Annotated in this window: 22 protein-coding genes and 1 riboswitch; of the genes, 8 read left to right on the top strand and 14 right to left on the bottom strand. The window is 69.5% G+C overall.

Features of this window, described 5'->3' with window-relative positions; translation table 11 throughout:
- Positions 1 to 40: 40 nt before the first annotated feature.
- The 10 genes from KYK13_RS18755 to hisG all read right to left on the bottom strand — a co-directional run bounded on the left by KYK13_RS18755 (position 41) and on the right by hisG (position 7898).
- Entirely contained in the window at positions 41 to 484 is a 444-nt protein-coding gene (locus KYK13_RS18755) for a DofB protein (RefSeq protein ID WP_223646109.1), read from the bottom strand.
- A gap of 222 nt (positions 485 to 706) precedes the next feature.
- Positions 707 to 1324, bottom strand: coding sequence for a bifunctional phosphoribosyl-AMP cyclohydrolase/phosphoribosyl-ATP diphosphatase HisIE (gene hisIE, locus KYK13_RS18750; protein ID WP_223646107.1), 618 nt, complete (start codon positions 1322 to 1324; stop codon positions 707 to 709).
- Positions 1321 to 2103, bottom strand: coding sequence for a histidinol-phosphatase (hisN, locus tag KYK13_RS18745; protein WP_223646105.1), 783 nt, complete (start codon positions 2101 to 2103; stop codon positions 1321 to 1323). Before hisN ends, hisIE begins: the two co-directional genes overlap by 4 nt.
- Entirely contained in the window at positions 2100 to 2864 is a 765-nt protein-coding gene (gene hisF, locus KYK13_RS18740) for an imidazole glycerol phosphate synthase subunit HisF (RefSeq protein ID WP_370645385.1), read from the bottom strand. The genes hisN and hisF overlap by 4 nt, the downstream gene beginning before the upstream one ends.
- Positions 2861 to 3406, bottom strand: a complete 546-nt coding sequence (locus KYK13_RS18735; RefSeq protein ID WP_223646101.1) for an imidazoleglycerol-phosphate dehydratase — start codon at positions 3404 to 3406, stop codon at positions 2861 to 2863. Before KYK13_RS18735 ends, hisF begins: the two co-directional genes overlap by 4 nt.
- Positions 3403 to 4119, bottom strand: coding sequence for a HisA/HisF-related TIM barrel protein (locus KYK13_RS18730; protein WP_223646099.1), 717 nt, complete (start codon positions 4117 to 4119; stop codon positions 3403 to 3405). The genes KYK13_RS18735 and KYK13_RS18730 overlap by 4 nt, the downstream gene beginning before the upstream one ends.
- On the bottom strand, positions 4116 to 4709 hold the full coding sequence (gene hisH / locus KYK13_RS18725) for an imidazole glycerol phosphate synthase subunit HisH (RefSeq protein ID WP_223646097.1): 594 nt from the start codon (positions 4707 to 4709) through the stop codon (positions 4116 to 4118). The genes KYK13_RS18730 and hisH overlap by 4 nt, the downstream gene beginning before the upstream one ends.
- On the bottom strand, positions 4709 to 5746 hold the full coding sequence (locus KYK13_RS18720) for a histidinol-phosphate transaminase (protein WP_223646095.1): 1038 nt from the start codon (positions 5744 to 5746) through the stop codon (positions 4709 to 4711). Before KYK13_RS18720 ends, hisH begins: the two co-directional genes overlap by 1 nt.
- The gene (gene hisD, locus KYK13_RS18715; protein WP_223646092.1) at positions 5743 to 7044 is read right to left on the bottom strand and encodes a histidinol dehydrogenase; all 1302 of its coding nucleotides are present in this window, start codon (positions 7042 to 7044) and stop codon (positions 5743 to 5745) included. Before hisD ends, KYK13_RS18720 begins: the two co-directional genes overlap by 4 nt.
- The gene (gene hisG / locus KYK13_RS18710; RefSeq protein WP_223646090.1) at positions 7041 to 7898 is read right to left on the bottom strand and encodes an ATP phosphoribosyltransferase; all 858 of its coding nucleotides are present in this window, start codon (positions 7896 to 7898) and stop codon (positions 7041 to 7043) included. The genes hisD and hisG overlap by 4 nt, the downstream gene beginning before the upstream one ends.
- A 293-nt stretch (positions 7899 to 8191) precedes the next feature.
- On the opposite strand from hisG, the gene thiO reads away from it, so the two are divergent.
- From thiO to moaA, 3 genes are all read left to right on the top strand, one after another.
- Positions 8192 to 9307, top strand: a complete 1116-nt coding sequence (gene thiO, locus KYK13_RS18705) for a glycine oxidase ThiO (RefSeq protein ID WP_223646088.1) — start codon at positions 8192 to 8194, stop codon at positions 9305 to 9307.
- Positions 9308 to 9479: 172 nt separating this feature from the next.
- A complete protein-coding gene (locus tag KYK13_RS18700) occupies positions 9480 to 10712 on the top strand; it encodes an HD-GYP domain-containing protein (RefSeq protein WP_223646086.1) in 1233 nt (410 codons plus the stop codon).
- 67 nt (positions 10713 to 10779) lie between these two features.
- The gene (gene moaA, locus KYK13_RS18695; RefSeq protein ID WP_223646085.1) at positions 10780 to 11784 is read left to right on the top strand and encodes a GTP 3',8-cyclase MoaA; all 1005 of its coding nucleotides are present in this window, start codon (positions 10780 to 10782) and stop codon (positions 11782 to 11784) included.
- Between the two features lie 3 nt (positions 11785 to 11787).
- Here moaA and KYK13_RS18690 read toward each other — a convergent pair whose 3' ends face one another.
- Both KYK13_RS18690 and thiC read right to left on the bottom strand, forming a co-directional pair.
- A complete protein-coding gene (locus KYK13_RS18690) occupies positions 11788 to 12198 on the bottom strand; it encodes a DUF4870 domain-containing protein (RefSeq protein WP_223646084.1) in 411 nt (136 codons plus the stop codon).
- Positions 12199 to 12328: 130 nt separating this feature from the next.
- Positions 12329 to 14200: a phosphomethylpyrimidine synthase ThiC gene (thiC, locus tag KYK13_RS18685; RefSeq protein ID WP_223646083.1), complete on the bottom strand. Its 1872-nt coding sequence runs from the start codon at positions 14198 to 14200 to the stop codon at positions 12329 to 12331.
- 45 nt (positions 14201 to 14245) lie between these two features.
- A riboswitch (TPP riboswitch) is annotated at positions 14246 to 14358 on the bottom strand.
- 175 nt (positions 14359 to 14533) lie between these two features.
- On the opposite strand from thiC, the gene KYK13_RS18680 reads away from it, so the two are divergent.
- On the top strand, positions 14534 to 15190 hold the full coding sequence (locus tag KYK13_RS18680) for a hypothetical protein (RefSeq protein WP_223646082.1): 657 nt from the start codon (positions 14534 to 14536) through the stop codon (positions 15188 to 15190).
- Between the two features lie 460 nt (positions 15191 to 15650).
- Positions 15651 to 17666 carry an amidohydrolase gene (locus KYK13_RS18675; protein WP_223646081.1) on the top strand — a complete coding sequence of 672 codons (2016 nt, stop codon included), beginning with the start codon at positions 15651 to 15653 and terminating at the stop codon, positions 17664 to 17666.
- A gap of 54 nt (positions 17667 to 17720) precedes the next feature.
- Here the strand turns inward: KYK13_RS18675 and KYK13_RS18670 are convergent, their stop codons facing one another.
- Positions 17721 to 18845, bottom strand: coding sequence for a hypothetical protein (locus tag KYK13_RS18670; protein WP_223646080.1), 1125 nt, complete (start codon positions 18843 to 18845; stop codon positions 17721 to 17723).
- 583 nt (positions 18846 to 19428) lie between these two features.
- On the opposite strand from KYK13_RS18670, the gene KYK13_RS18665 reads away from it, so the two are divergent.
- Genes KYK13_RS18665 through KYK13_RS18655 form a run of 3 tightly spaced genes read left to right on the top strand, consistent with a single transcriptional unit; the run spans position 19429 to position 22437 of the window.
- A complete protein-coding gene (locus KYK13_RS18665) occupies positions 19429 to 20289 on the top strand; it encodes a hypothetical protein (protein ID WP_223646078.1) in 861 nt (286 codons plus the stop codon).
- A 33-nt stretch (positions 20290 to 20322) separates the two neighbouring features.
- The gene (locus KYK13_RS18660; RefSeq protein WP_223646076.1) at positions 20323 to 21186 is read left to right on the top strand and encodes a hypothetical protein; all 864 of its coding nucleotides are present in this window, start codon (positions 20323 to 20325) and stop codon (positions 21184 to 21186) included.
- Positions 21187 to 21201: 15 nt separating this feature from the next.
- Positions 21202 to 22437, top strand: a complete 1236-nt coding sequence (locus KYK13_RS18655) for a kelch motif-containing protein (protein ID WP_223646074.1) — start codon at positions 21202 to 21204, stop codon at positions 22435 to 22437.
- A gap of 15 nt (positions 22438 to 22452) precedes the next feature.
- On the opposite strand, the gene KYK13_RS18650 is transcribed toward KYK13_RS18655, so the two are convergent.
- A complete protein-coding gene (locus tag KYK13_RS18650; RefSeq protein ID WP_223646072.1) occupies positions 22453 to 24720 on the bottom strand; it encodes a molybdopterin cofactor-binding domain-containing protein in 2268 nt (755 codons plus the stop codon).
- Positions 24721 to 24726 lie beyond the last annotated feature (6 nt).

Raw genomic sequence — 24726 nt, 5'->3', positions numbered from 1 at the left:
ACGCGGCGTCGGAGGGCTTCCGACGTCGCCCGCGTGGGTCTCAGGCGATGAGGCCGCGCTCGCGCGCCTGGCGGAAGATGGGCGCCGCGTCCTTCTTCAGGGCGGTGGAGACGTCCTTCACGATGGCGTCCGCCGACTTGGCGACCGACAGGTAGTTGTCGAACGTGCGCGTGAGGATGAGCACGCCCGAGATGATGACGCGCTGGAGGTTGTGCTGCAGGTCCGTGCCCTCGTACACGAGCCAGGACTGCTCACAGTAGCGGCGGCCCTCGGCCACCATCTGGTTCAGGTGCGCGCGCTCGGTCGCGTCGGGAACCTTCGCCTTCGGGCTGATGGACGCGATGTAGAGCACGTTCTGTCCCAGCCGCTGCGTCGCGTCCTCCATCTGCGCCATGATGGCCTGGACGTCGTCCTTCGTCGGCGGGTTGTGCCAGCGCGAGAACAGGACGCGGTCGATGAGTTCGGATTGGTACGTGGCAGACACGAAGCCTCCGGGATGCGAACGCTGATGACGACGGGGCCGCTTCGTCGGGCACGGCCCGTGTCGCAGGCTGGAATCTGTACCAGGATCACAGAGGCGGTTGAAGAGTAGCGGACACACGCCTGCACCTTTGGCGTGGCTGTGTGCCAGCCACGCTGTGAGGATGCAGTGGGATTGGACAACTGCACCTGGGTCGCACCTGACACGCCCGGGTATCCTGGGAGTTCAGGGCACCTTCGGCCGGGCGCGGGCGGCGAGGACGGCCTTCACCTCATCCAGCGTCACCCCCAGCGGACGCACCGCGACGAGCACGTGGAACAGCACGTCGGCGGCCTCCTCGACGGCGCGGTGCCGGTCCGCGTCCGCGAGGGCGGTGACGAGCTCCGCGGCCTCCTCTCCCAGCTTCTTCAGGCGCAGGTTGCGGTCCTCCAGCAGGCGCCGCGTGTGGCTGGGCTTCGCGCCTTCCGGATGGGGACCCGCCGCGCGGGCGGCGATCGTCGCGTCCAACCGCGCGAGCGCGTCCCAGCGGCCTTCGCCGAAGCAGGTCTCCTCGCCGGTGTGGCACGCGGCGCCGGCCTTGCGCACGCGCGCGAGCACCGCGTCGCCGTCGCAGTCCGCGGTGAGGGTGACGACGCGCTGGGTGTTTCCGCTGGTGGCGCCCTTGTGCCAGAGGCCGCGGGTGCGGGAGCGGTAGTGCATCTCACCGGTGGCGAGCGTGCGCTCCAGCGCCTCGCGGTCGGCGTGCGCCACCATGAGGACGTCGCCGGTGCTCGCGTCCTGCGTCACCACCGTCACCAGCCCTTGCCCCTTGTCGAAGTTCAGCCCGGAGAGGTCCAGCGTCATGGCTGGACTCCCGGGCGCAGCACCTCGCGCACGCGCTCGGCCAGCGCCGCGTTGGTCGCGATGCCGTCTCCGCCGAACGCGGTGCGAGCACCCTTCCAGTCGGTGAATACGCCGCCGGCCTCCTCGATGATGGGCTGCAGGGCCGCCGCGTCCCAGGGCGACAGGCCTTCATCCACCATGACCTCCGCGCGGCCGGTGGCGACGAGGAGATAGCCGTAGCAGTCGCCCCACGTGCGGGAGACGGACGCCTGCCGGGACAGCTCGCGCCAGGCCGCGCCCTTGGCGGGGTTCTGGAGGAAGCGCTCGTCGGTGACGAGCACCACGGACCGGGCCAGCGAGTCCTGATCCGACACGCGCGCCGCGGATCCGTTCCAGAAGCAGCCCAGGCCCGGGGACGCGACGAGCAGCTCGTTCACGGCCGGGAAGTAGGCCGCGCCCGCGAGGATGGTCTCCCCTTCCGCCACCGCGACCAGCGTGCCCCACAGCGGCACGCCGCGGATGAAGGTCTTCGTGCCGTCGATGGGGTCCAATATCCACCGGCGCTTCGCGCCCGGACGCGACTCGCCGAACTCCTCGCCCAGGATGCCGTCCTGGGGGAAGCGCGCCTCCAGCCACTCGCGGGCCGTCCATTCGGCGGTGCGGTCCGCCACCGTCACGGGGGTTCCATCGCTCTTGGTGTCCACGGCGATGCCGCGCCGGAAGAAATCCAGCGCCACGTCACCGGCCTTGCGCGCCACGTCGGCGGCGGCCTCCATCAAGTCTCGCGGGTCGGCGTTCATGTCGTGCTCCGGACGGCGATGCCGTGGTCGTTCAACAGGGACTTCAAGGCGCCCACCGTGGTGAGGCCGTCGTGGAGGATACCGGCGACGAGTGCCGCATCCGCCGCGCCGAGCGTCAACGCATCACTCACGTGCTCCGCGCGGCCCGCGCCCCCGGAGGCGATGACGGGGACCTCCACCGCCTCCGCCACCGCCCGGGTGAGCTCCAGGTCATAGCCCGTGCGAGCCCCATCGCGGTCGATGCTGGTGAGCAGCACCTCGCCCGCGCCGCGCCGGACGCACTCCTTCGCCCAGGCCACGGCGTCCAGGTCGGTGGGCCGCCTTCCGCCGTGCGTATAGACGCGGTAGCGGTCACCCTCCCGCTTCGCGTCGATGCTGGCCACGACGCACTGGGCGCCGAAGCGCTCCGCGCAGCCGGTGAGCAGCGCGGGCGTGGCGACGGCGGCGGAGTTGATGCTCACCTTGTCCGCGCCGGCTCGCAGCGCGCGTCCCACGTCGTCCACGGTGCGCACGCCCCCGCCTACCGTGAGCGGGATGAAGAGGCGCTCCGCGGTGCGCTGGACCAGGTCCCACAGCGTCTGCCGCTCCTCGGCGCTCGCGGAGATGTCCAGGAAGGTCACCTCGTCCGCGCCGGCTTCTTCGTAGCGCCGGGCCAGCTCCACCGGGTCGCCCACGTCGCGCAGGCCCTCGAACTGGACGCCCTTCACCACGCGGCCGCCCTTCACGTCCAGGCAGACGATGATCCGTCGGCGGAGCATCACTTCACCTCCAGGGAGACGCTGCCCTTCATGCTGAAGACGACGCCGGAGTCCACCATCGCGTCGCGCAGCGCGAGCCCCAGCGCCTTGAAGGCCGCCTCGGTGAGGTGGTGGCTGTCGCGGCCGCGCAGCACGCGCAGGTGGAGCGAGATGCGCGCGTGCTCGCAGAAGGACCGCATCCAGTGCTCATAGAGGCGGCTCTTCAACGGGCCCCGGTAGTAGAAGCGCCCGCCCGCGTCGAGACACGCCTGCACCAGGGCATCGTCCATGGGCAGGGTGCGCTCGCCGTAGCGCGCGGCGGTGGCGGGGATGACGCGCTGGACGGCGGTGCCCAGGGTGATGGCCACGTCCTCCATCAGGTGGTGGCGCAGGTCGCCGCGAGCCCGCAGGGTCAGGTCCAGGCCCGCGTAGCGCGCGAAGGTGGCGAGCATGTGGTCGAAGAACTTGAGGCCCGTGTCCACGCGGGCCACGCCCGTCCCACGCGCCAGCTCCACCGTGACCTGGGTCTCCTTCGTTTCGCGGACCACCGTCGTGACGGTGCTCATGACGTGAACTCCCTCGCGACCGAGCGCGCATCCAACCGACCTGTGTAGAGCGCCATGCCCACGACGGCTCCAGCGGCCCCCACCTTCGACAGCGCGCGGAGGTCCTCCAGCGTCGTCACGCCACCGGAGGCGTAGAGCCGGTGCGGGCTCGAACGGGCGACCTCCTCCATCAAGGGCAGGTCCACGCCGCCCAGCTGTCCCTCCTTGTGCACCGCCGTGACGAGCAGTCCGCCCAGGGGCAGGGGCTCCAGCGAGGACAGCACGTCGCGGATGTCGCGCGAGCTGCCGGACGTCCAACCGCGCGTCACGACCTCGCGGCCCCTCACGTCCGCGGCGACCACCACGCGGCCCGGGAAGCGCTCGGAGACCTCCGTGAGCCAGGCGAGGTCCTCGATGGCGCGGGTCCCCACGACGACCGAGGACGCTCCGCCCGCGAGCACCGCCTCCACGCGCGACGCATCGCGAACACCGCCGCCCACCGTGAAGGTGAGGCCCGGGGCATGCGATACCAGCCGCTCCACCACGCCCGCGTTGGAGCCCTTGCCCAGCGCCGCGTCCAGGTCCACGACATGGAACGTGCGGAAGCCCAGCGTGAGCCACTGCTTCAAGGCGTCCAGTGGATCCTTCACGCGCACGCGCTCCGCTTCATAGGAACCTCCCACGAGCTGCACGCAGGCCCCCTCCCGCAGGTCGATGGCCGGGATGGCAATCACGGGGACACCTCCTGGAGGAACGCCTGCACGAAGCGCACGCCCGCGAGGGAGGACTTCTCCGGGTGGAACTGCACGCCCAGCACGTTGCCTCGCCGCACGGAGGCGGGGAACCGGTCGCCCTCGTGGGTGGTCCAGCCCACCACTTCTCGCGCATCCACGGCACGGCAGACAAAGCTGTGCGCGTAGTACACGGTGGACAACCGGGCGGACTGGAGCGCCCGGTCCTCGTCCACGTCGTTCCAGCCAATCTGCGGCACATGCCGCGCGGCCAGCCGGGTCACCCGGCCCGCGAAGTAGCCGAGTCCCTGCCCTGCCCCCTCATCGCTCTCCTCGAAGAGCAGCTGCATGCCCAGGCAGATGCCCAGGCACGGCAGGCCTTCATCCAATGCCCTGCGCATCGCCTCGCGCCCCGGATCGAGCCGCGCCGCCGCCGCGCCGAACGCCCCCACGCCGGGCAGCACGAGGACGTCGGTCTCCAGCGCGCGCAGTGGCTCCTCCTGCACGCGCACGTCCGCGCCGGGCGTGGTGGCCAGTGCCTTGGTCAGCGAGTGCAGATTGCCCGCGCCGTAGTCGAACAGGGTCACCCGCATCACAGCACCTCCTTCAGGGCCTTCAGCGCCGAAGCCATCAAGGGCCAGGGGCCGCAGCCGATGCGCAGCGCATCGCCCACGCCCGTGAGCCCTTCGAACACCCGCACGTTCACGTTGCGCTCCCGCAGCGCCTCCCCCACCCACCGGGCATCGGGCACGGGGACGAGGAGGAAGTTCCCTTCCGATGGCAGCGGCTCCAGCCCCAGTGCCCTCAAGGCGCCACGCAGCCGCTCGCGGTTCTCCACCGCCTCCGCCGCGCAGGCCTCCATCCAGGGCACGTCATCCGTGAGCGCGGACACGGCCAGGGCTTCACCCAGCACCGTGTGTTTGTAGGGGCCTCGGGCCTTCTCCACCTCCGCGACCAGCGACGGTGCCCCGACGCCCCACCCCACCCGCACGCCCGCGAGCCCGAACGCCTTGGACAGCGTGCGCGTCACCAGGACGTTGGGCCGCGTCCGCGCCAGGTCGAGGAAGTCTCCGTCCCGCGCGAACTCCACATAGGCCTGATCAATGACCACCACGCCCGGGGCCTCATCGACCAGCCGCTCCAGCGCCGAGCGCGAGGCCACGGTGCCCGTCGGATTGTTCGGCGTGCACACGTAGAAGAGCTTCGCGCCCGTGGCGAGCAGGCCCTCCACATCCACGTCATGGTCTGACCGAAGCGGCACGGGCACCGGCTTGAGCGCGCTCAACCGGGCAAACATGGGGACCATCACGAACGTGGGATCCGGAAAGGCCACGACATCCCCAGGCTCCAGGAAGGCCCGCAGCGCGCAGTCGATGACGTCGTCGGATCCGCAGCCTGTCGTCACGTTCTCCACCGCGACGCCCGCGTAGGCGGCCACGGCGCGCTTCAGGTCCGGCGCATAGCTGGCGGGATAGCGGGCCAACCTCAGGAGGCCCTCCTCGCGCAGCACGCGTTCCGCGGACGGAGGCGCGCCAAAGAGGTTGGTGTTGTCACCCAGGTCCACCCGGCACGGCTTCTTCGCCGGGGAGTACAGGGGGATGTCCCGATACGTGTCGCGAAACGGAATCACGGCATCCTCCAGGCCCGGGCCGCGGCCGCGTGGGCGAAGAGGCCCTCGCTGTCCGCCAGCGTTCCCACGTCGTCCGCCATCGCCGCCGCTGCTTCCGGTGTCACGCGTTGCCACGTGGTCCACCGGTAGAAGTCCAAGACGCTCAGCCCCGAGTACGCCCGGGCCAGTCCCGCCGTGGGCAGCACGTGGTTCGCGCCGGTGAGGTAGTCCCCGAAGGCCACCGACGCGCGCTGTCCCACGAACACCGTGCCCGCGTTGCGGACCCGCGCCAGGTCCTCCGAGGGCCGCGCCGTCGCGAGCAACAGGTGCTCCGGCGCGAAGTCCGACACGAAGGGCCACGCCTCCTCCAGCGAGTCGATGCGCAACACCGCGCCCCGGCTCCCCAGCGCCGTCAGGACGATGTCGCCGCGCCGAGCGACGCGGGCCTGCTGCTCCACCGCGTCCCGCACCGCCAGCGCCAGCGAAGCCCCCACCACCAGCGCCACGCAGCACGCCTCCGGGTCGTGCTCCGCCTGGGCCAGCAATTCGCGCGCGACGGCCTCCGGACGGGCGCTCGCGTCGGCGACCACGAGGATCTCGCTCGGGCCCGCGGGCGCGTCGATGGCGACGGCGTCCACCACCTGGAGCTTCGCGGCCGCGACGTACGCATTGCCTGGTCCAACGATGCGGTCCACGCGCGGAACGCTCTGGGTGCCATAGGCCAGCGCGGCCACCGCGCCCGCGCCCCCCAAGGCGAACACCCGGTCCGCGTCCGCGAGCGCCGCCGCCGCGAGCACGCCCGCGCTCGGCAGGCCGTCCGGTCCCGGCGGTGAGCAGACGATGACCTCGCCCACGCCCGCGACCTTCGCGGGGACCACGCCCATGAGCACGCTGCTGGGGTACACCGCCCGGCCGCCGGGGGCGTATACGCCGACACGGCTCAGCGGGTCCGGCCGGCGGCCCACGATGACGCCGGGCTCCGTCTCCACCTCGAGGGCCTGGGGCCGCTGCGCCGCGTGTGCCCGAGCGATGTTGCGCGCCGCGCGGGTCAGCGCCTCACGCACCTCGGAGGGAATCGACCCCAGCGCCGCGCTCCACCGGGCGCGAGGAACCTCCAGCGCCGTCAACTCCACGCGGTCGAACTCCCGAGCGAAGTCGAAGAGGGCCCGGTCGCCTTCCGTCCGGACGCGGGCAATCAGCGTCTGGACGCGTGAAGCGACGAGCGCATCCGACTCTCCCGTGCGCGCCAGCAACCGCCGCCGCGCTTCGGGCTCCAGCGCGGACAGCGCGCCCTGATACTTGAGGACCGATGCGCTCATGCCATCAACCTCTCGATGCGCGTGACGAGGATGCCCTGCCCGCCCAGCGCCTTCAGCGCGTTGACCGTGCGGTAGAGGTTCCGCGACGAGACCACCGCGTGCACCGCGACGAAGTGGCCCCCGTTCATCACGTCCACCACCGTGGGGCCGTTGAGGCCGGGCAGCACCTCGCGCACCTGCGCCAGGGACGTCTTCGGGACGTTGGCCATCAGGTAGCGCCGCCCGCGCGCGGCCAGCACCGACCCCAGCGCCTGCGTCAGCTCCTCCAGCGCCCGGCGCGCCTCCACGCCGTTGCGCGGATACGCGACCAGCCGGGCGCTGGACTCCAGCACGGTGGCCACCTCTCGCAAGCCATTCATCTTCAGCGTGGAGCCCGTGGACGTGAGGTCCACCACGATGTCCGCGATGCCCAGGTGCGGGGCGATCTCCGCCGCGCCGCTCACCGGCACCACCGTCACCTTCTGCCCGCGCTGCTGGAAGAAGGTCTGCGTCAGCCTCGGAAAGCACGAGGCGACCCGCATCCCGTCCTTCACGTCCTCCGCGCGGGAGATGCCACTGTCGTCGCGCGCGGCCACCACCAGCCGGCAGCGGCCGAACTCCAGGTCCATCAGCGACTCCAGCTCGCGCCCGGCCTCGTTCACCAGGTCCCACCCGGTGACGCCCGCGTGCGCGGCACCGTCCGCGACGAACTCCGGGATGTCCTGGGCGCGGACGAAGATGGCCTCGAACTCGCCGCCCAGCGACGCGGTGAGGGCGCGCTCTCCTCGCGCGCGCACCTCCAGGCCCGCGTCGTTGAACAGCTCGCGCACTTCCTCGGACAGACGTCCTTTGTTGGGCAGGGCAATCTTCAACATGGAGGGGCTCGGGGGGCGGCGGGGGCGGAAACGAAAAAAGGCCCGTCCTGGGGGGACGGGCCTTCGGTCACTGCGGCATCTGCCGGGAGTGGGTGCGTTCTAGTGCGTCACCCAGGCATGCGCGCGGCGAACGGTCCCGTCATGGGCCGGCCGATGATGCGCATGGTGGTGATGCATGGACGTGAAACGCACGGTCCTAGCGTTAACGACCGGAGGCCCCAGCGTCAAGTCACCCCAGGTCATTGCCTGTCTTGACGCTTGCAAACCCGTGCTCGCTTGAGCACAAGCGCCGCATGGCAACCTCCGACGTCCTCGTGGTGGGCGGTGGCGTGATGGGCTGTGGCATCGCGCTGAGACTCCGTCAGGCCGGCGCGCGCGTGACGGTGCTGGAACGCTCCATCCCCGGCGCCGAGGCCTCCAGCGCCGCGGGCGGCATCCTCGCGCCCCAGTGGGAGGCGGACGGCCCCGGCCCCTTCTTCGAGCTGTGCCTGCGAAGCCGCGCCCTCTACGGAGGCTTCGCCGCGGAGCTGCGTGAACTGTCCGGCGTGGACATCGCGTACCGGCCGTGCGGCCTCTTGCGCGTCGCGTTCGACGAAGCGGACCTCCACCACGTGGAGTCCACCGTGGGCTGGCAGCACGGCATGGGGCTGCGCGCGGAGCTTCTGGACGGCAAGGCCGCGCGCGAGCTGGAGCCGCACCTGTCCCCCGCCGCCGTGGGCGCCGCGCACTTCCCGGATGATCATCAGGTGGACAACCGGCTCCTCGTGCGCGCGCTCACCATGGCCGCCGCGCGCGTGGGCACGGTGTTCAAGAGCGGCTACGTGCGCGGCGTGGTGCACGAGCACGGCCGCGCGGTGGGCGTGGACCTGGACGGCGAGGTGCTGCGCGCGGACGCCGTGGTGCTGGCCGCGGGCTCGTGGTCGTCCCTGGTCCAGGGGGCGGGCGTGTCGGCGCAGGCGGTGCGCCCGGCGCGTGGACAGATGGTCCAGTTGCAGACGCGGCTGCCCCTCGTGGAGCGGGTGGTGACGTCCGCGAAGGGCTACCTGGTGCCGCGCGCGGACGGGCGGATCATCGCCGGGAGCACCATGGAGCATGTGGGCTTCGACAAGCAGGTGACGGCGGCGGGCCTGGCGCGGATCCTCGACATGGCCCTGGAGCTGTGCCCGGACCTGGCCAACGCCCCCATCACGGAGACCTGGGCCGGGTTCCGTCCCTGGACCGAGGACGCCCTGCCGTACATCGGGGAGGGCCCCTCGCCCGGCCTCTTCCTGGCCACCGGGCACTTCCGCAACGGCATCCTCCTGGCGCCCATCACCGCGAAGCTCGTCGCGCAGGCCGTGCTGGGGGAGAAGCCCTCGGTGGACCTCGCCCCCTTCCGGTACGACCGGGGGACGAAGGCGCGAGCCTGATGCGGGGCGCCTGCCCGCCCTACTCCGAGGGGCGGGGAATGCTCCGAGGACCGGGGACGTTCACTCCGGAGCCAGGGCTCGCACCCCACCCTGGATGGCAGGGAGGCGAGGGGGTGATGATTTCTCGCACTCGTTCGCCTTTAATCCCTGGAAACCTCTAGAATCTTCCGCCGTGGAAGCCATCCCCCCCGCACCGCCCAGAATCCTGATCGTCGACGACGACGATTCCGTCCGCGACGTCATCTCCGTGCTCCTCCGCGAGGAGGGCTACAACTGCGTCGTGGCCAACGGCGCCGAGATGGCGCTCGACGTGGCGGGTGAAGAAGAGACGCCGCTCGTCATCAGCGACATGAAGATGCCGGGCCGCGACGGACTCTGGCTGCTGGAGAACCTGCGCGAGCGGCTGCCGGACACGTCGGTCATCATGCTCACCGGCTACGGCGACACCGAGTCCGCCGTGGACTGTCTGCGCCGGGGCGCGGTGGACTACCTGCTCAAGCCACCCAAGCTCACCGACCTCATCCGGGCGATTGAACGCGCGCTCGCCAAGCGCCGCATCGAGATGGCGCGCAAGCGCTATCAGAAGAAGCTCGAGGGCAAGGTGCGCGACCGCACCGCCGAGCTTCGCAGCGCGCTGCACAACATCGCGAACACGTACCAGAACACGCTGCTGGCGCTGGTGGCGGCCCTGGACGCGCGCGAGCACGAGACGAGCGACCACTCCCAGCGCGTGGTCAGCTACACCACCGCCATCGCCACCCGCATGGGCATCCGCGGCAAGGAGATGGAGGAGATCGGCCGCGGGGCGCTCCTGCACGACATCGGGAAGATCGGCGTGCCGGACGCGGTGCTGCTCAAGCCCGGCAAGCTCACCCCCGACGAGTGGCTGGAGATGCGGCGTCATCCGGAGATCGGCTTCCAGATGATCCAGAACATCCCCTTCCTCAACACGCCGGCGGAGATCGTCCTGTCGCACCAGGAGCGCTACGACGGCGCGGGCTACCCCCGCAACCTCCAGCGCCATGAGATCCACATCGGCGCGCGCATCTTCGCGGTGGCGGACACGCTGGACGCGATGACGAGCGACCGGCCGTACCGCAAGGGCACGACGTTCGCCAACGCCATCCAGGAGATCAAACGCTGCGCCAACACGCAGTTCGATCCGGACGTCGTGAAGGCGTTCCTGGACATTGGCGAGGAGGGCCTCATCCGCATCAAGAAGGAGATGGCGGAGAAGAAGCTCAACCCGATGCAGGCCGCGGCGGACGCCGCCGAGTCCGAGGCGGAGCTCGCGCGGCTCACCGACCTGGACGACGAGCCGGACTCCCCGCCGGTGGGGCCGAGCGCCACGCCGATTGGCGCCCCTCCCGTCGCCGTCCGTTCAGCGTCCGGCAGCGAAGGCTGAACCTGTCTCCGGGAAGCGGTGCCTTTCCGCGCGGGGGTTGCTATCCATGGGGACTGAAGGCCCTGTGATGACCGCTCCCCTGCCCGCTTCCAATCCGCTCGCCCCGCCGCTGTGTGACGCGCAGGGGCGGCGCATGACGTACCTGCGGCTGAGCATCACGGACCGCTGCAACTTCCGCTGCACGTACTGCTCACCGGCGTCGTGGGGCGGGAAGAAGGACCTGCTCGACGCGGGTGAGTTCGAGCGCATCGTCTCCGTTTTCGCGCGCATGGGCATCCGCCGCGTGCGGCTGACGGGCGGCGAGCCGCTCGCCCGGCCGGACATCCTGGACATCGCCCGGCGCATCGCCGCGGTGTCGGGCGTGGAGCACCTGGCCATCACAACCAACGCGAGCCGCCTGGAGCCGCTGGCCGTGCCGCTGCGCGACGCGGGCGTCACCCAGCTCAACCTGAGCCTGGACACGCTGTCCGAGGACGTCTTCCGGCGCATCTCCAAGCAGGGAGACTTCGCGGCGGTGCTGCGCGGCATCGACGCGGCCGCGGGCGCGGGCTTCCAGTCGCTGAAGCTCAACGTCGTGGTGATGCGCGGCATCAACGACGCGGAGGTGCCACAGCTGGTGACGTACGCGCACGCGCGCGGCATCACCCCGCGCTTCATCGAGCTGATGCCGTTTGGCCAGGGCACGCCGGTGCCCACGGCGGAGCTCCTGGAGCGCCTGTCGGCCGCGGGCCGCGTCCTCACGGAGGAGCCGCCGGAGGACAGCGCCTCGCCCACGTCCGGACCGGCGCGCTACTGGCGCACGGACACCGGGCGCGTGGGGTTCATCTCCCCGCTGACGCAGAACTTCTGCGGCGGCTGCAACCGGGTGCGGGTGGCGTCCAACGGGGACTTGCGCAGTTGCCTGGGCGGCCGGGCGCAGGCGCCGCTGCACCAGCTCATCCGGGGCGGCGCGACGGACGTGGAGCTGGCCCTGGCCGTGCGTCGCGCGCTGGGAGAGAAGCCGGAGGGGCACCGCTTCACGGAGGCCGGAAACGGCGCCACGCTCCTGCCCATGATGGGCATTGGCGGCTGAGGGCTACTTCACCAGCCGCAGGTTCACGGGGTAGCGGTAGATCTGGCCCTCGTTCGCCTTGAGGCCGCCGATGACGCTGAACACCAGCGACGCCAGCGCGACGACGGGCACCAGGATGAATCCCACGCCCACGCAGATCAGGATGCCGGAGACGAACATCGCGATGAGCGTGGTGATCTGGAAGTTGAGCGACTCCACCGCGTTGGCACGGATGAAGGACGAGTCCTTGCCCTTGGCCAGCATCAGGAACAGCGGCACCGCCCAGCCCAGGAAACCCGCGCCCACCACGAGGCCCGCGATGGAGCCCAGATGGGCCAACATCCCCATCGTCTTCTCGTCCTGCGTCGCCGTGGGCGAGCCGGTGATGAACGAGCCGAACTGCTGATCCTCACGCTGCTGGGGGTCCGTGTCCATGAGAGCCCTTCCTCGATTCAGGCGGGCGCGACGGGTGCGCCCGGATGGAGCGCACCATGGCATGGCGTGTCGGTCCCTGTCATCCAGTGGACAGGGACCTCACCAGGAGGCCCCCGCCCGCCGGGTGGCTTCAGCGGTACAGCGCGTGCCCCGCCTTCTTGAATTCCTCGCTCTTCTCCTTCATCCCCTGCTCCAGGGCCTGGGCCTCGTCGACGCCGACCTTGTCCGCGTAGTCGCGCACGTCCTGGGTGATCTTCATGGAGCAGAAGTGCGGGCCGCACATGGAGCAGAAGTGCGCGACCTTGGCGCCTTCCGCGGGGAGCGTCTCGTCGTGGAAGGCGCGGGCGCGCTCGGGGTCCAGGGACAGGTTGAACTGATCCTCCCAGCGGAACTCGAAGCGCGCCTTGGACAGGGCGTTGTCGCGAGCCTGGGCGCCGGGGTGTCCCTTGGCGAGGTCCGCGGCGTGGGCGGCGATCTTGTAGGTGATGACGCCCTCCTTCACGTCATCGCGGTCGGGCAGGCCCAGGTGCTCCTTGGGTGTCACGTAGCAGAGCATCGCCGTGCCGAACCAGCCGATCATCGCGGCGCCAATGCCGCTGGTGAAGTGGTCGTAGCCGGGCGCGATGTCCGTGGTGAGGGGCCCCAGCGTGTAGAACGGCGCCTCGTGGCACACGGCGAGCTGCTTCGTCATGTTCTCCTGGATGAGGTGCATGGGGACGTGGCCGGGGCCTTCGATCATCACCTGCACGTCGTGCTTCCAGGCGATCTTCGTGAGCTCACCCAGCGTCTCCAGCTCGCCGAACTGGGCGGCGTCGTTGGCGTCGGCGATGGAGCCGGGGCGCAGGCCGTCACCCAGGCTGAAGCTGACGTCGTACGCCTTCATGATCTCGCAGATCTCTTCGAAGTGCGTGTAGAGGAAGTTCTCCTGGTGGTGGGCGAGGCACCACTTGGCGAGGATGGAGCCGCCGCGGCTGACGATGCCGGTGAGGCGCTTCGCGGTGAGCGGGACGTACTGGAGGCGCACGCCGGCGTGGATGGTGAAGTAGTCCACGCCCTGCTCGGCCTGCTCGATGAGCGTGTCGCGGAAGATGTCCCAGGTGAGCTCCTCGGCCTTGCCGCCGACCTTCTCCAGCGCCTGGTAGATGGGCACGGTGCCGATGGGCACGGGCGCGTTGCGGAGGATCCACTCGCGCGTCTCGTGGATGTTGCGGCCGGTGGACAGGTCCATGACGGTGTCCGCGCCCCAGCGGATGGACCAGACCATCTTCTCCACCTCTTCTTCGATGGAGGACGTGACGGCGGAGTTGCCGATGTTGGCGTTGATCTTCACCAGGAAGTTGCGGCCGATGATCATCGGCTCCAGCTCCGGGTGGTTGATGTTCGCGGGGATGATGGCGCGGCCGCGGGCGATTTCATCGCGCACGAACTCCGGGGTGATGACCCGCGGAATCGCGGCGCCCCAGGAGTGGCCGGGGTGCTGGGCGGCGAGTGAAGCGTCGAGCTTCTGGTTCTCGCGCACGGCGACGTACTCCATCTCCGGCGTGATGATGCCCTTGCGGGCGTAGTGCATCTGGCTGACGTTGTGGCCGGCCTTCGCGACGCGGGGCTTGCGGATGTGGCTGAAGCGCAGGCCGTTGAGGCGAGGGTCGGCTTCGCGGGCGCGGCCGTACTCGGACGTGATGCCGGCCAGTTCGTCGGTGTCGTTGCGGGCGCGGATCCAGTTCTCACGGACGGCGGGCAGGCCGCGGCGCAGGTCGATGTCGGCGTTGGGGTCCGTGTAGGGGCCGCTGGAGTCGTAGACGTGGACGGGGGGATTGGGGGTTTCGGGGCCGGAGTGGCCGTGGTGGCGCGTGGGGGTCTGCGCGATTTCGCGCAGGGGGACGCGGAGGTCGGGGTGCAGGGACCCGGACACATAGACCTTGCGAGAGGCAGGAAGCGGGCCGCGGCTGATTCCCTCCAGCACCTTCCCATCGACCTTGAGGCTCTTGGACGCTCCACTCATCGGACATCTCCTCGTGAGAACGGACGGGAGACGGGACGGGAGCATGGAGCGCCCACACCGCTTCCCTCCGCCGGTGCTAACCGGTTCAGGTTCAAAGGGATCGGACGCGGCCACACGTCCATCTCAGCCCCCTTCCGGAGGCGCCCCTAGCGACTGCGCAGCGATGTAGCGCAGGGGGAGGCGCGCATCAACCCGGCCGGAAGTGCGCCCGGGTCCAGTGGACGCACCGCGGCACCGTGGGGAGGGGCGCAGCCGCCAGGGAGGCGTAGAGTCCTCTCAATGCGTGCAAGTGCCAACAGCCACCCACTCCTTCGAAGCCTGTATGCGCCGACGATGGGCGCGCTCTGCATTCTTCTGTTCGCGATGCCTGCGCATGGCCAGGGCCTCTGGCTGACCGAGCACTTCGCCAACCAGTGCGACTACGAACTGGCATTGTCGAGTTGGTCCATGGCGCCGGCCGATCAGCAAGCGTCGTTTGACGGCCGGCTCCTCAGGGCAAGAATCCTGATTCAGCTCGATCTTGGCGCGAACGCGGTTTCCGAGCTCTCGACGCTGCGGGCGGAAGCTCCGGAGAAGCGCATAGCGGAAATCCTGCTGGCGCTCGGGCTGGCGCAGAGCTCGGCTCGGGTGTTTCAGGCCGCCGAGGCCACGCTGCGCGCGGCTCGCGAAAAAGGGGCCGATCGCGAACTGGTGGATGCCGCGATCGCGGAGGTGTGGCTTTCCAGTGGTCGGAAGATTGAGGCGGAAGCATTGCTACGCCAGGTCCTGCGCCGAGCTCCCGACCTGGCCGGCCCCATGATCAACCTCGCCATGATCAGGGCTGTCGAAGGAAACGTCACGGAGGCTGCCGCGTTGATTCGAATGGCTTGGCAGCTGGGCTACCGGAATCCCAAGGAACTTCGCAAAGCACCCGAGTTTGAACGCGTGCGTGCGCTCGGTCTGCTCAACGACCTGATCACCGAACCGCTCGGGCGTTGTCACATCTTCTGAACCAGCCGAAACCCGCCCGAACGAACATGGACACCAGAGTCCTACCCACTGAACGACAGTGCCTTGTCACGGGCTTCACGGCGCTTTGGCTATCCACGGCGTCGTACCTGTTCTTCCTGCTCCGGTACGCCGCTGGTGCCCGACCGGGCCTCGGCCTGTGGGCGACTCTTGCCTTCCTGCTGCTCGGGGTGGCCACGCTCTGCGCTGGCTACGCAGCGGTGCGCCACCGCTCCAATCCAGCGCTCGGCCTGCTCTTTGGATGCGGAATCGCATGGGCGGTGTTCGTCTTCTTCAGCGCGTCCTGACTTCGATCGCTGTCCGTGACCGCCACGGATGACACGTCGACACCGCCTCCTGACACGTCAAACACAGACTCTGACGCGTCAAGAAAATCTAGAATTACAGCTTTAGCCACGAGAGGGTTTGCCGTAGATTGTGGGCTCCCTCAACAGGAGTTCGCATGCAACACCACTCAATCCGGAAGGCACCGGCTCACGGACTCGTGGGTCGTCGCTCGCTCGCGATGTTCGGAGCGCTGGCGATGCTGACGTCCTGCGCGACGAAGGGCCCCGTTGCTCCGGTGGTCGACGACACCACCCTCTTCGTTGGCAAGATCATCACCCTCGACGACAAGGGAACCATTGCCGAAGCCGTCACCGTGGACCGCCACGGCCGGATCTTGAAGGTCGGGACCGAAAAGGACCTCAGCGCGGGGCTCGGCGTGGGCTCCAAGCGCGTCGAGTTGGAGGCCGGCCAGGTCCTCCTGCCCGGGTTCATCGATCCTCACCTTCACGTGCTGCCGACGCTCCTCCAGAGCGTGCTGGGGACCCACAACCTGGCGCCCTGCCTTCCTCCTCCCTACAACCTTTCCACGCCCGAGGAGTGCATGCAGCATCAGGATCTGCTGAGCGCGCTCTCCTCCATGAACGTTGCGCCCGCGACGCCGGAGACGGCCACCCAGTTCGTCCTTGGGATGAACCTGGATCCGTCGCGGCAGCAGTTCATCTCCGGCAAGTGTGGCGTGAAGTCGACCGTCGCGTTCATGCAGCAGCCGAAGCTCTACCTCGATGCGTGTGTGAGCAAGGAGCGGCCCGTCCTCATCCTCGACCAGTCGGGCCACCTCGCCTACGTGAACGAGAAGGCCTTCGAGATCGTCTGCAAGGGGCAGAAGCCCTGCACCCCTCCGAACTCGGTGACGCAGAACGGAGGCCGGTGGGTCGTCGACTCGAAGGGCCAGTACACCGGCTTGCTCGAGGAGGCCGCCGGCTTCGCGCCCTTCCTGGAAGCGACGCAGCAGGGGATGCTGGTCAACGCGACCATCCCGAAGGGAAGCCTCCAGGACCTCCACAAGGCCATCCAGGCCCTGCGTGAAGCCGGGCTCACGACCATCGCGGACGGAGGGCTGTCCAGCCGGTCGCAGCTCCAGCTGATCAAGCTCCTCGCCGAGAACCCGGCCTTCCCGCTGCGCATCACGGGTGTCGTGACCTACGCCGCCGCCGGCCCCATCGTGAAGGACGGAGCTGTCGTCGAACAGGCCCTCAAGCCGACCGGCCCCAAGTGCACGCCGAGCCCGACCAACGACTGTGCGCTGCCCAAGTGGCTGGGCGCCGGTGCCATCAAGCTCTGGGTGGATGGCTCGACGCAGGGATGCACCGCGCTGCTCGGACAGCCCTATGTGTACAGCGCGAAGGGTCATTGCCCCGACGCGAAGGAGGGCCAGGGCGACTTCAAGAGCTCGAAGGACCTCGCGGACGCCATGCGCCCGCTCTGGCCGGACTCGGCCTGGCGGTTCCAACTGCATGCCAATGGCAACGAGGCGAACCAGTGGGCCGTCGACGCGTTCTCCCAGCTCCAGTTGGAGCAAGCCAACACGCACCGGATGCTGCTCATCCACAACACCGTGGGCCAGGAGTCCGTCTCCCAGGCGATTGGTGAGCTGCGCAAGGGCACCCATGTCGCGGGCCAGAAGACGGTGCCCGCCGTGGACCTGCGGGTGACGCACCTCATCGGCCACGTGGCCTACTGGGGAGATGCCCTGGCGCAGATGCTCGAGAAGAATGGGGCGCACACGGACATCGACATCGACCCGGTGGACTTCGACCGCCGCAATGGCATCCCCTTCTCATTCCACAGCGATTCAATGGTGACGCCGGCGAGGCCACTCTGGTTCGTCGAGCAGGCCGTTACGCGGCGCACGTGGGCCTACCCTGACTTCAAGAGGACCTACGTGCTCGGGCCCCAGCACGCGACGACCGTCGAGGAGGCCCTCCGCGCGGTCACCATCGAGCCTGCCCGCCAGCATGAAATCGACGGCTGGGTGGGCAGCATCGAGCCGGGCAAGGTGGCGGACTTCGTCGTGCTCGGCGCCAACCCGCTCGACTACGACCCGGCGAAGGCGGGAAGCCAGACGCCCATCAGCCAGATTCCGGTGATCCGCACGTACCTGGGCGGCAAGGACCCCGCGAGCAGGAACTGACTGATTCCCAAGCGCGTCGTCCGAATCGCGGGCGACGCGCCCTCCCTTCGCCCTCTATGACGCCTGGAGCTGGGCGCTGGAGTCCCCTGCCCGGGTCGCCAATGCGCGGCGCAGCGCCATTCCCGCCCATTCGAGCTCTTCCTTCGACAGGTCCATGCCCAGCAGCTCCTGGCCCTTGTCGTGCTCGACGACGATGCCCCGCCCCCGGGAGACTTCTGTCCGCGCGTCGCGCACGTCGACGTCCTGGATGCGTGACCTGGGAAGCCGCAGGACCTTCCGGCGCCGCCATGGACCGTGATGCGTCAGCTCGACGCCCCGGGAGGAGGCGTTGATGGACCACCGGCTCGTGGCTTGACGAGCAACCCACACCCCGCAGAAGGCCCCGGCGGCGACGAAGAAGCCGCAGATGATGAGGACCATTCGCGAAGCGAAATCGTCATCGAAGGCCATCCCACGCAGCTTGCTCAGCACAAGGACGGGGCCGGCCACCGCGATAAGGACGGCGAAGGCGCCCTGCGCCGCGTAGCTGGGGCGCCATCCACACGGCGGCAGCTCCAGAATCAGGCCCCGGGCGTCCTGCTTGAACTGGATCCCGCTGCCATAGGGCAGGTCCGGAAGGCGCTCCCCCGTGAGCGGCGCTTCCTCCAGGCGCGCGGTGACGGAGCGGCTCTCGCCGCCTTCCACGCTGAGGCCCAACCCGAGGAACTTGGAGACGGCCTGCGCCAGCTCCGCGGCCTCCTCGCGGTCGTCGCTGTGGGACAGGACGACCGTGTCCGAGGGCCCCTTCAGCGCCACGACGTAGGCCTTCGTGATGAGGAAGCCTGCCGTGGGCCCCTCTCCGCGCTTGTAGAGGGCTACGGACGTGAACGACTCCAGGGGGTACGTCGTCCCCCTGAAGGTCTCTTTGTAACCGGTGCGGTGCCACAGCGTGCGCGTCTCCAGGTTCAGCAGCACCTTCCACCGGGACAGCAGGTGGTGGGTCGCCACGAAGCCCAGGCCCAGCATCAGGAGCCAGGCCTGCGGATCATCCGCGAAGAAGCCCGTCGTGAGGGCGAGCACCGGAAAGGCCAGCACCCACAGCAACGAGCCGCCGTGCAGCCACCTGTCGACGGGGCGGACTTCGTGCTCGAGGGTCAGGAAGGGGCCGGATACGGACCAACGGTGGGATCCACAACGCATCCGCCCCAGGTTAAAGCCTCGGTGTCGGCGACGAAAAGCGCCTGTTCATCCCTCCGTACCCCGCTCATCACTTCCTACGGCTTCCTTTCGGGCTGGGTGACCGGCCCCAGGGTGACCACGGAGGACGTCCCGTTCATGCCGCCCTCCCCTCCGAAGCCACCAGCTCAGGCCCCAAACCATGCCGACTCCCGCGAGGGCCAAGCGGATGAGGGACCCGTTCGGCTGGTAGGATCCGAACCCGACCATGCACGAGGGCTCCCGGAAGAACTCCATGATGGCGTCGAACACGGGGCCAGCCTAACGCCTCGCTTCGTCAGCTGCCTGCCGGGCAACGTGAACAACACCATCTGTTGCTCCGGAAGCGACAACCCGGAGGCGCCATCCCCACGCCTCCCGCGCCCCGGAGGGCGGTTTCCCGAGGGAGATGGGGCGTTTCCGCGGCCGTCCCTCTCACCGCTGCCGTGCTGGTACGGCTGTTGAAATGAGGCAATCCCATCCACGGGGCGCGGCGCACCGGCGCGTCGTGGAAGGGGGAGCCCCTTTCAAGGGGACCTCCTTCACTTCTGTGAATGGAGGCAGGACCATGAATCGCAACAAATCGCGAGCCTTCTCGCGCGCGGGTACTTTTGTCGTGACCCTGGGGCTGATGTCCGGCTCCGTGGCCGTCGCGCAGGACAAGCCCACTTCGGAGACGCCGTCGAACATTCCTCCCAGCCGCGTCATCGCGGGCCGTCCGCTGCACTCGCCGCCCAAGATGGACGCGGCGGATGCCCGCAAGAGCGTCAATGCCTTCATCACCTGGGCCAGTGAGTCCGTGGTGGAAGAGCAGGATGACGCGCGCCGTGCCCTGCTTTCCGCCGCGAAGAGCCCGGAGCTCATCAAGGCCTTCACCGAGGAGATCACCCAGGCGAACAACTCCGGCGACACCAGCCGCGCGCTCGTCGCCCTGGGCCTGCTCGGGGAGATGCGGACCTACGACGGCGCGAAGTTCCTCGTCGAGTTCGTCCGCATGCCCCTGCCCACGAAGGGCACCGTCATCGAGGGCGAGCTCCAGGAAGAGGCCCAGCAGGCGCGCCTGCAGGCCAAGGCCATCGCGGGCGTCGCGTACCTGCGCGACGCGGAGTTCGACCGCGAGGTGGCGAACCAGGCTGGCAACCACCCCTCCGTCATCGTCCGCGCGGAGGCCATCAGCGCGTACCTCTGGAACCGCGGGGACACGGCGGAGGCTCGCAAGGAATTGGAGCCGTTCGTCCGCAAGGAGGAGCGCCTGTTCCTGGAGCGCGTCCGGCGCGTCAGCGGTGAAGGCGCGGATGCCTTCAACCGCAAGCTCACCGCCTACCTCAAGGCCCACCCCGAAGTGCAGGCGCCGAACCCCGAGCCCAAGGAGCCGCGCCCGCCCGAGGAGAAGCCCAACACCTTCGACGTGACCCCTCCGAAGTTCTGACCTTCCCTCACGACCTGAGGAGCGAGAACGCCCATGAATCTCAAGCAAGGCATTGCCCTGATGTCGTCCGTCCTGGCCTTTGGCCTGGCCACCGAGGCCGGCGCCGTCTGCAACCAGACGGCCGCGAGCACCTCGGACCGGGCCCTGTGGAACACCCACGGCTGCTGGCAGGACTTCTTCCTCTGGCAGTACCAGGCCTACGGCCTGCGCTCGGGGGACTGGAGCAACCGCGGCTGGAATAACGCCTGCAACGTCAACCTGGAGTACCCCAAGCACTGGAACGCGTCCTACCTGCTGACGTACGGCATGGCGGACAACCTCTCCCAGTCCTTCCACGGCACCGTGGACTACCGGGCCACGGCGGAGGCGCGCAGCAGCAAGTTCCACGACAGCCTGTATCACAGCATCACCGACCGCACGGACGTCTTCGGGACCTTCACCCCCCGGTTCTGGCCGTGGGACACGGACCGCGTGGAGACGGCCTGCCCGCTCTACAACGCGACCGTCAGCAACTCAAACCCGGGCTCCCGTGCGGGTGACTACATGCACGAGGGCTGGCACGCGTACTTCGACAAGTACAACTTCAACAATGGCAACACCGGCGGCCACCGCCCCGGCCCGCAGGGCGCCTGCACCATCAACGGCTGTGACTATTTCTACTTCCACGGCATTGGCGCGTATGCCTTCGGCGCCCTGTGGGAGAACAATGGCACCGCGAGCCGGTTCCACTCGCCCAACCAGGTGCAGGTGGAGTTCCTCTGCGATGTGGCGGATCAATCGCAGTGGTGGGTTCCACTGAGCGTGAGGCAAGCTGCGGCGTCGGATGCCAATGCTCGCGCCGCGTCCCGGTTCATCAACGGCCCGGGCTACACCTGCGGCAGCCCCCGTCCCTGGTAGCTGGAGGAATCACCCATGGCGCAGTCGAAGCGTGACGCAGTGGTGCCGTTTCGGATGCGCCTGATTCCAGGCCTGCTCCTCCTGACGCTGGTCTGCTGCGCGAATCCCAAGGAGCAGACCGGCGCGGAGGAGCAGGGAACCTGGACGCCCCTCCCCGCGGGCGCGCCCCTGGGCGCGGGGCTCCAGGTGGCGAGTGTCTTCGATGGCCAGAACGTCCTGCTCTGGGGGGGACTGGGCGGCTGCACCCTCAACGGCGTCTGCGGTGACGGGGCCCGGTTCAACGTGGCGACGAAGACGTGGACGCCCCTGTCGGCGCGGGGGGCTCCGACCGCGCGCACGCTGCACTCGGCCGTGTGGACCGGTCGGAAGATGATCGTCTGGGGCGGACTGGGATGCGGGAGCCCCCAGGGCGCTTGTGGCGATGGCGCGATCTACGACCCCGCCACCGACACCTGGAGCTCGATGACGTCTAGCTACGCGCCGTCGCCGCGCGGGGGACACACGGCCACCTGGACGGGGGACATGATGGTGGTGTGGGGCGGCCAGGATCCCCAGCAGGGGCGCGTGCTGGGCGACGGCGCCAGGTACCACACGGAGTCAGGCCTCTGGACGACCATGAACTTCGTCGAAGCCCCCGTGGCGCGCCGCTACCACTCCGCGGTGTGGACCGGCGAGACCAGCGGGGAGGTGCTCATCTGGGGCGGAGATGGAGCCATCAACAGCGTGGACGTGGCCCTGGCGGACGGCTCGATGTACGGCCCGTTCGCGGGCCACTGGCTGGCGATGCCGACCGAAGGGGCGCCCACGGGCCGCTGGGCACACACGGCGGTGTGGACCGGCTCGAAGATGCTCATCTGGGGTGGGCTCGGCTGTGGCGACTCCAAGCAGGACCCGCCGGTCTACTGCGAGCAGGGCGCCGCGTTTGATCCGGTGTACCGGAAGTGGTCGCCCATCTCCTCCAAGGGCGCGCCTTCGCCTCGCACCGGGCACTCCGCGGTGTGGACCGGTTCGAAGATGGTCATCTGGGGCGGCGCCTCGTCGAAGTGCGGCTCCGGAGGTGGCGCCTGCTCGGACGGCGCGGCCTATGACCCGGAAACGGACACGTGGGCGCCGCTGCGCACCGGAGGTGCTCCTTCCGCGCGCTCCGGGCACGTGGGCGTGTGGACGGGCAACGCCCTCTTCATCTGGGGAGGAATGGGGGGCGGCGGCTCCGAGGCCCCCCTGTCGGATGGCGCCCTGTGGGTGCCGTGACGGCGAGGCTTCCGCTCAAACCTTCACGGTCTTCACCAACGGCAGTTCGCGCACGCGGGTCCCCGTGAGCGCGAACACGGCGTTGGCCAGCGCCGGGGCCACGGGGGGCACTCCGGGCTCTCCGACGCCTCCGGGGCGGCCGTCGCTGGGGATGATGTCCACGTGGATGCGCTTCGGCGTCTCCGCGATGCGCGCCAGACGGTAGTCGCGGAAGTTGCTCTCCACCGTGGCGCCGTCCTTCATCGTGATGGCGCCGTAGAGCCCCAGGCTCAGGCCGAACACCACCGCGCCCTCCATCTGCGCCCGGACCCGCTCCATGTTCACGATGGTGCCCGCGTCCGCGACGATCCACGCCTCGTCCACCCGGATGCGCTCGTCCGCGTCCTTCACCACCGACACCACCACCGCCACGTAGGTCAGGAAGCTGCGGTGCGCCGCCAGGCCCAGCGCCCGTCCCTCACGCTTGCGCTCGTCCCAGCGCGCCAGGCCCGTCACCCTTTCAATCACGCGCCTGAGTCGCGCCGTGTCCACGGGGTGCTCGTCAATGGACTGGCCGTAGTTCGGCACCTTCGCCACGCCCAGATCCTTGGGCGTCACGATGCGCGAGGGCCCCACCACCTCCAACAGCATGTCTCGCGGATCCGCGCCGCGCTCGTGCGCCAGCTCGTCGATGAAGCTCTGCACCGAGAATGCGTGGTAGATGTTCGCCACGGAGCGCATCCAGCCGATTCGCGTGTGCGCCCTCGCCTCGCAGTTCTCCATCCGGATGTCAGGGATGGCCAGCGGCAGATCCAGGATGCCCTGCCCCATCTCCCCGTCCCCCGCGAACGTCGCGTCCGAGAACGTCGAGCCGATGGGTGGAAACGCAATGCGCTGGTGCCACGCCACCACCTTGCCGTCCGCGTCCAGGCCCGCCTCCAGCCGCTGCGCGCTCGTGGAGTGGTAGTAGTCGTGGCGCACGTCGTCCTCGCGCGTCCACTGCACTCGCACCGGCGCTCCCACCTCCTTCGCCAGCAGCGCCGCCTCCACCACGTAGTCCGGCTTCGACTTGCGGCCGAACCCGCCGCCCAACAGCGTCACGTGGACCGTCACCTTCGACGGGTCCAGGCCCAGCGCCTTCGCCACCTCGCTGCGCGCGGCCTGCGGGTTCTGCGTCGTGGCCCACACCTCGCAGGTGCCGTTCTCCACCTTCGCCACCGCCGCGGGCGGCTCCATGGGCGCGTGCGCCAGGTGCGGCGTGTTGTACGTGGCCTGCACCCGCTTCGCCGCCTTCGCCAGCGCGCCTTCCGCGTCGCCGACGTTGCGCACCACCTTGCCCGGCCTGCCAATCACGTCCAGCAACTGCTCGCGGTACGCCGCTGAATCGTAGGCGGCGTTGTCTCCGCCCTCCCACGTCACGTCCAGCACCGCGCGGCCCTTCATCGCCGCCCAGGTGTGGTCCGCCACCACCGCAAGCCCGCCCAGCGGCTGGAACAGGAAGGGCTTCTTCGCCGCGGGCAGCTCCACCACCTGCCTCACGCCCGGCACCGCCAGCGTCTTCGATGCGTCGTAGCGGGCCACCCGGCCTCCCGCCACCGGCGGACGCGCGATGACCGCCGTGCGCATCCCCGGCAACACGATGTCCGCGCCGAACACCGCCCGGCCCGTCACGATGTCCGGCCCGTCCAGGAGCGGCAGCTCCTTGCCCAGGTGCTTGAGCTCGCTGCGCGGCCTCAGCGTCACTGCCTCCTTCTTCGGCACCTTCAGCTTCGCCGCGTCGCTGGCCAGGTCGCCGAACTTGAGCATCCGCTGCGTGGCCTTGTGGAACACGGCGTGGTCGCGCGCTTCGCACTCCGCGGGCGCCACCCTCCAGCGCTTCGCCGCCACCGCCACCAGCATCGTGCGCGCCGTCGCTCCCGCGTAGCGCAGGTCGTCGAAGATCTTCCGCACGCTGCTGGAGCCGTCCGTGTTCTGGTCTCCGTAGGCCGCGTCGCCGTCGCCCTGGACCACCTTCACGTGGGCCATGTCCGCGCCCAGCTCGTCCGCGATGAGCACCGGCAGCGAGCTGCGCACGCCCTGCCCCATCTCCGAACGATGACAGACGATGGTCACCACGCCGTCCGGCGCCACGTGCACGAAGACGTTCGCCCTCAAGCCCTCCGTGGGCACTTCAGGCATCGACGTGGGCATGGGCGCGGCGTGCGCCCTCGCGGGCAGGAAGACCTCCAGCCCCAGGCCCGCGGCCACGAGCCCCATTCCCTCCAGCACGGAACGGCGCGACAGACGGATGCGCGTGTCTTGCATGGTGGC

The organism is Corallococcus sp. EGB (genome assembly GCF_019968905.1).
Classification (GTDB): domain Bacteria; phylum Myxococcota; class Myxococcia; order Myxococcales; family Myxococcaceae; genus Corallococcus.
Note: the sequence above shows the minus strand (reverse complement) of the source record. Positions and strands in the feature narration are given on the sequence as shown.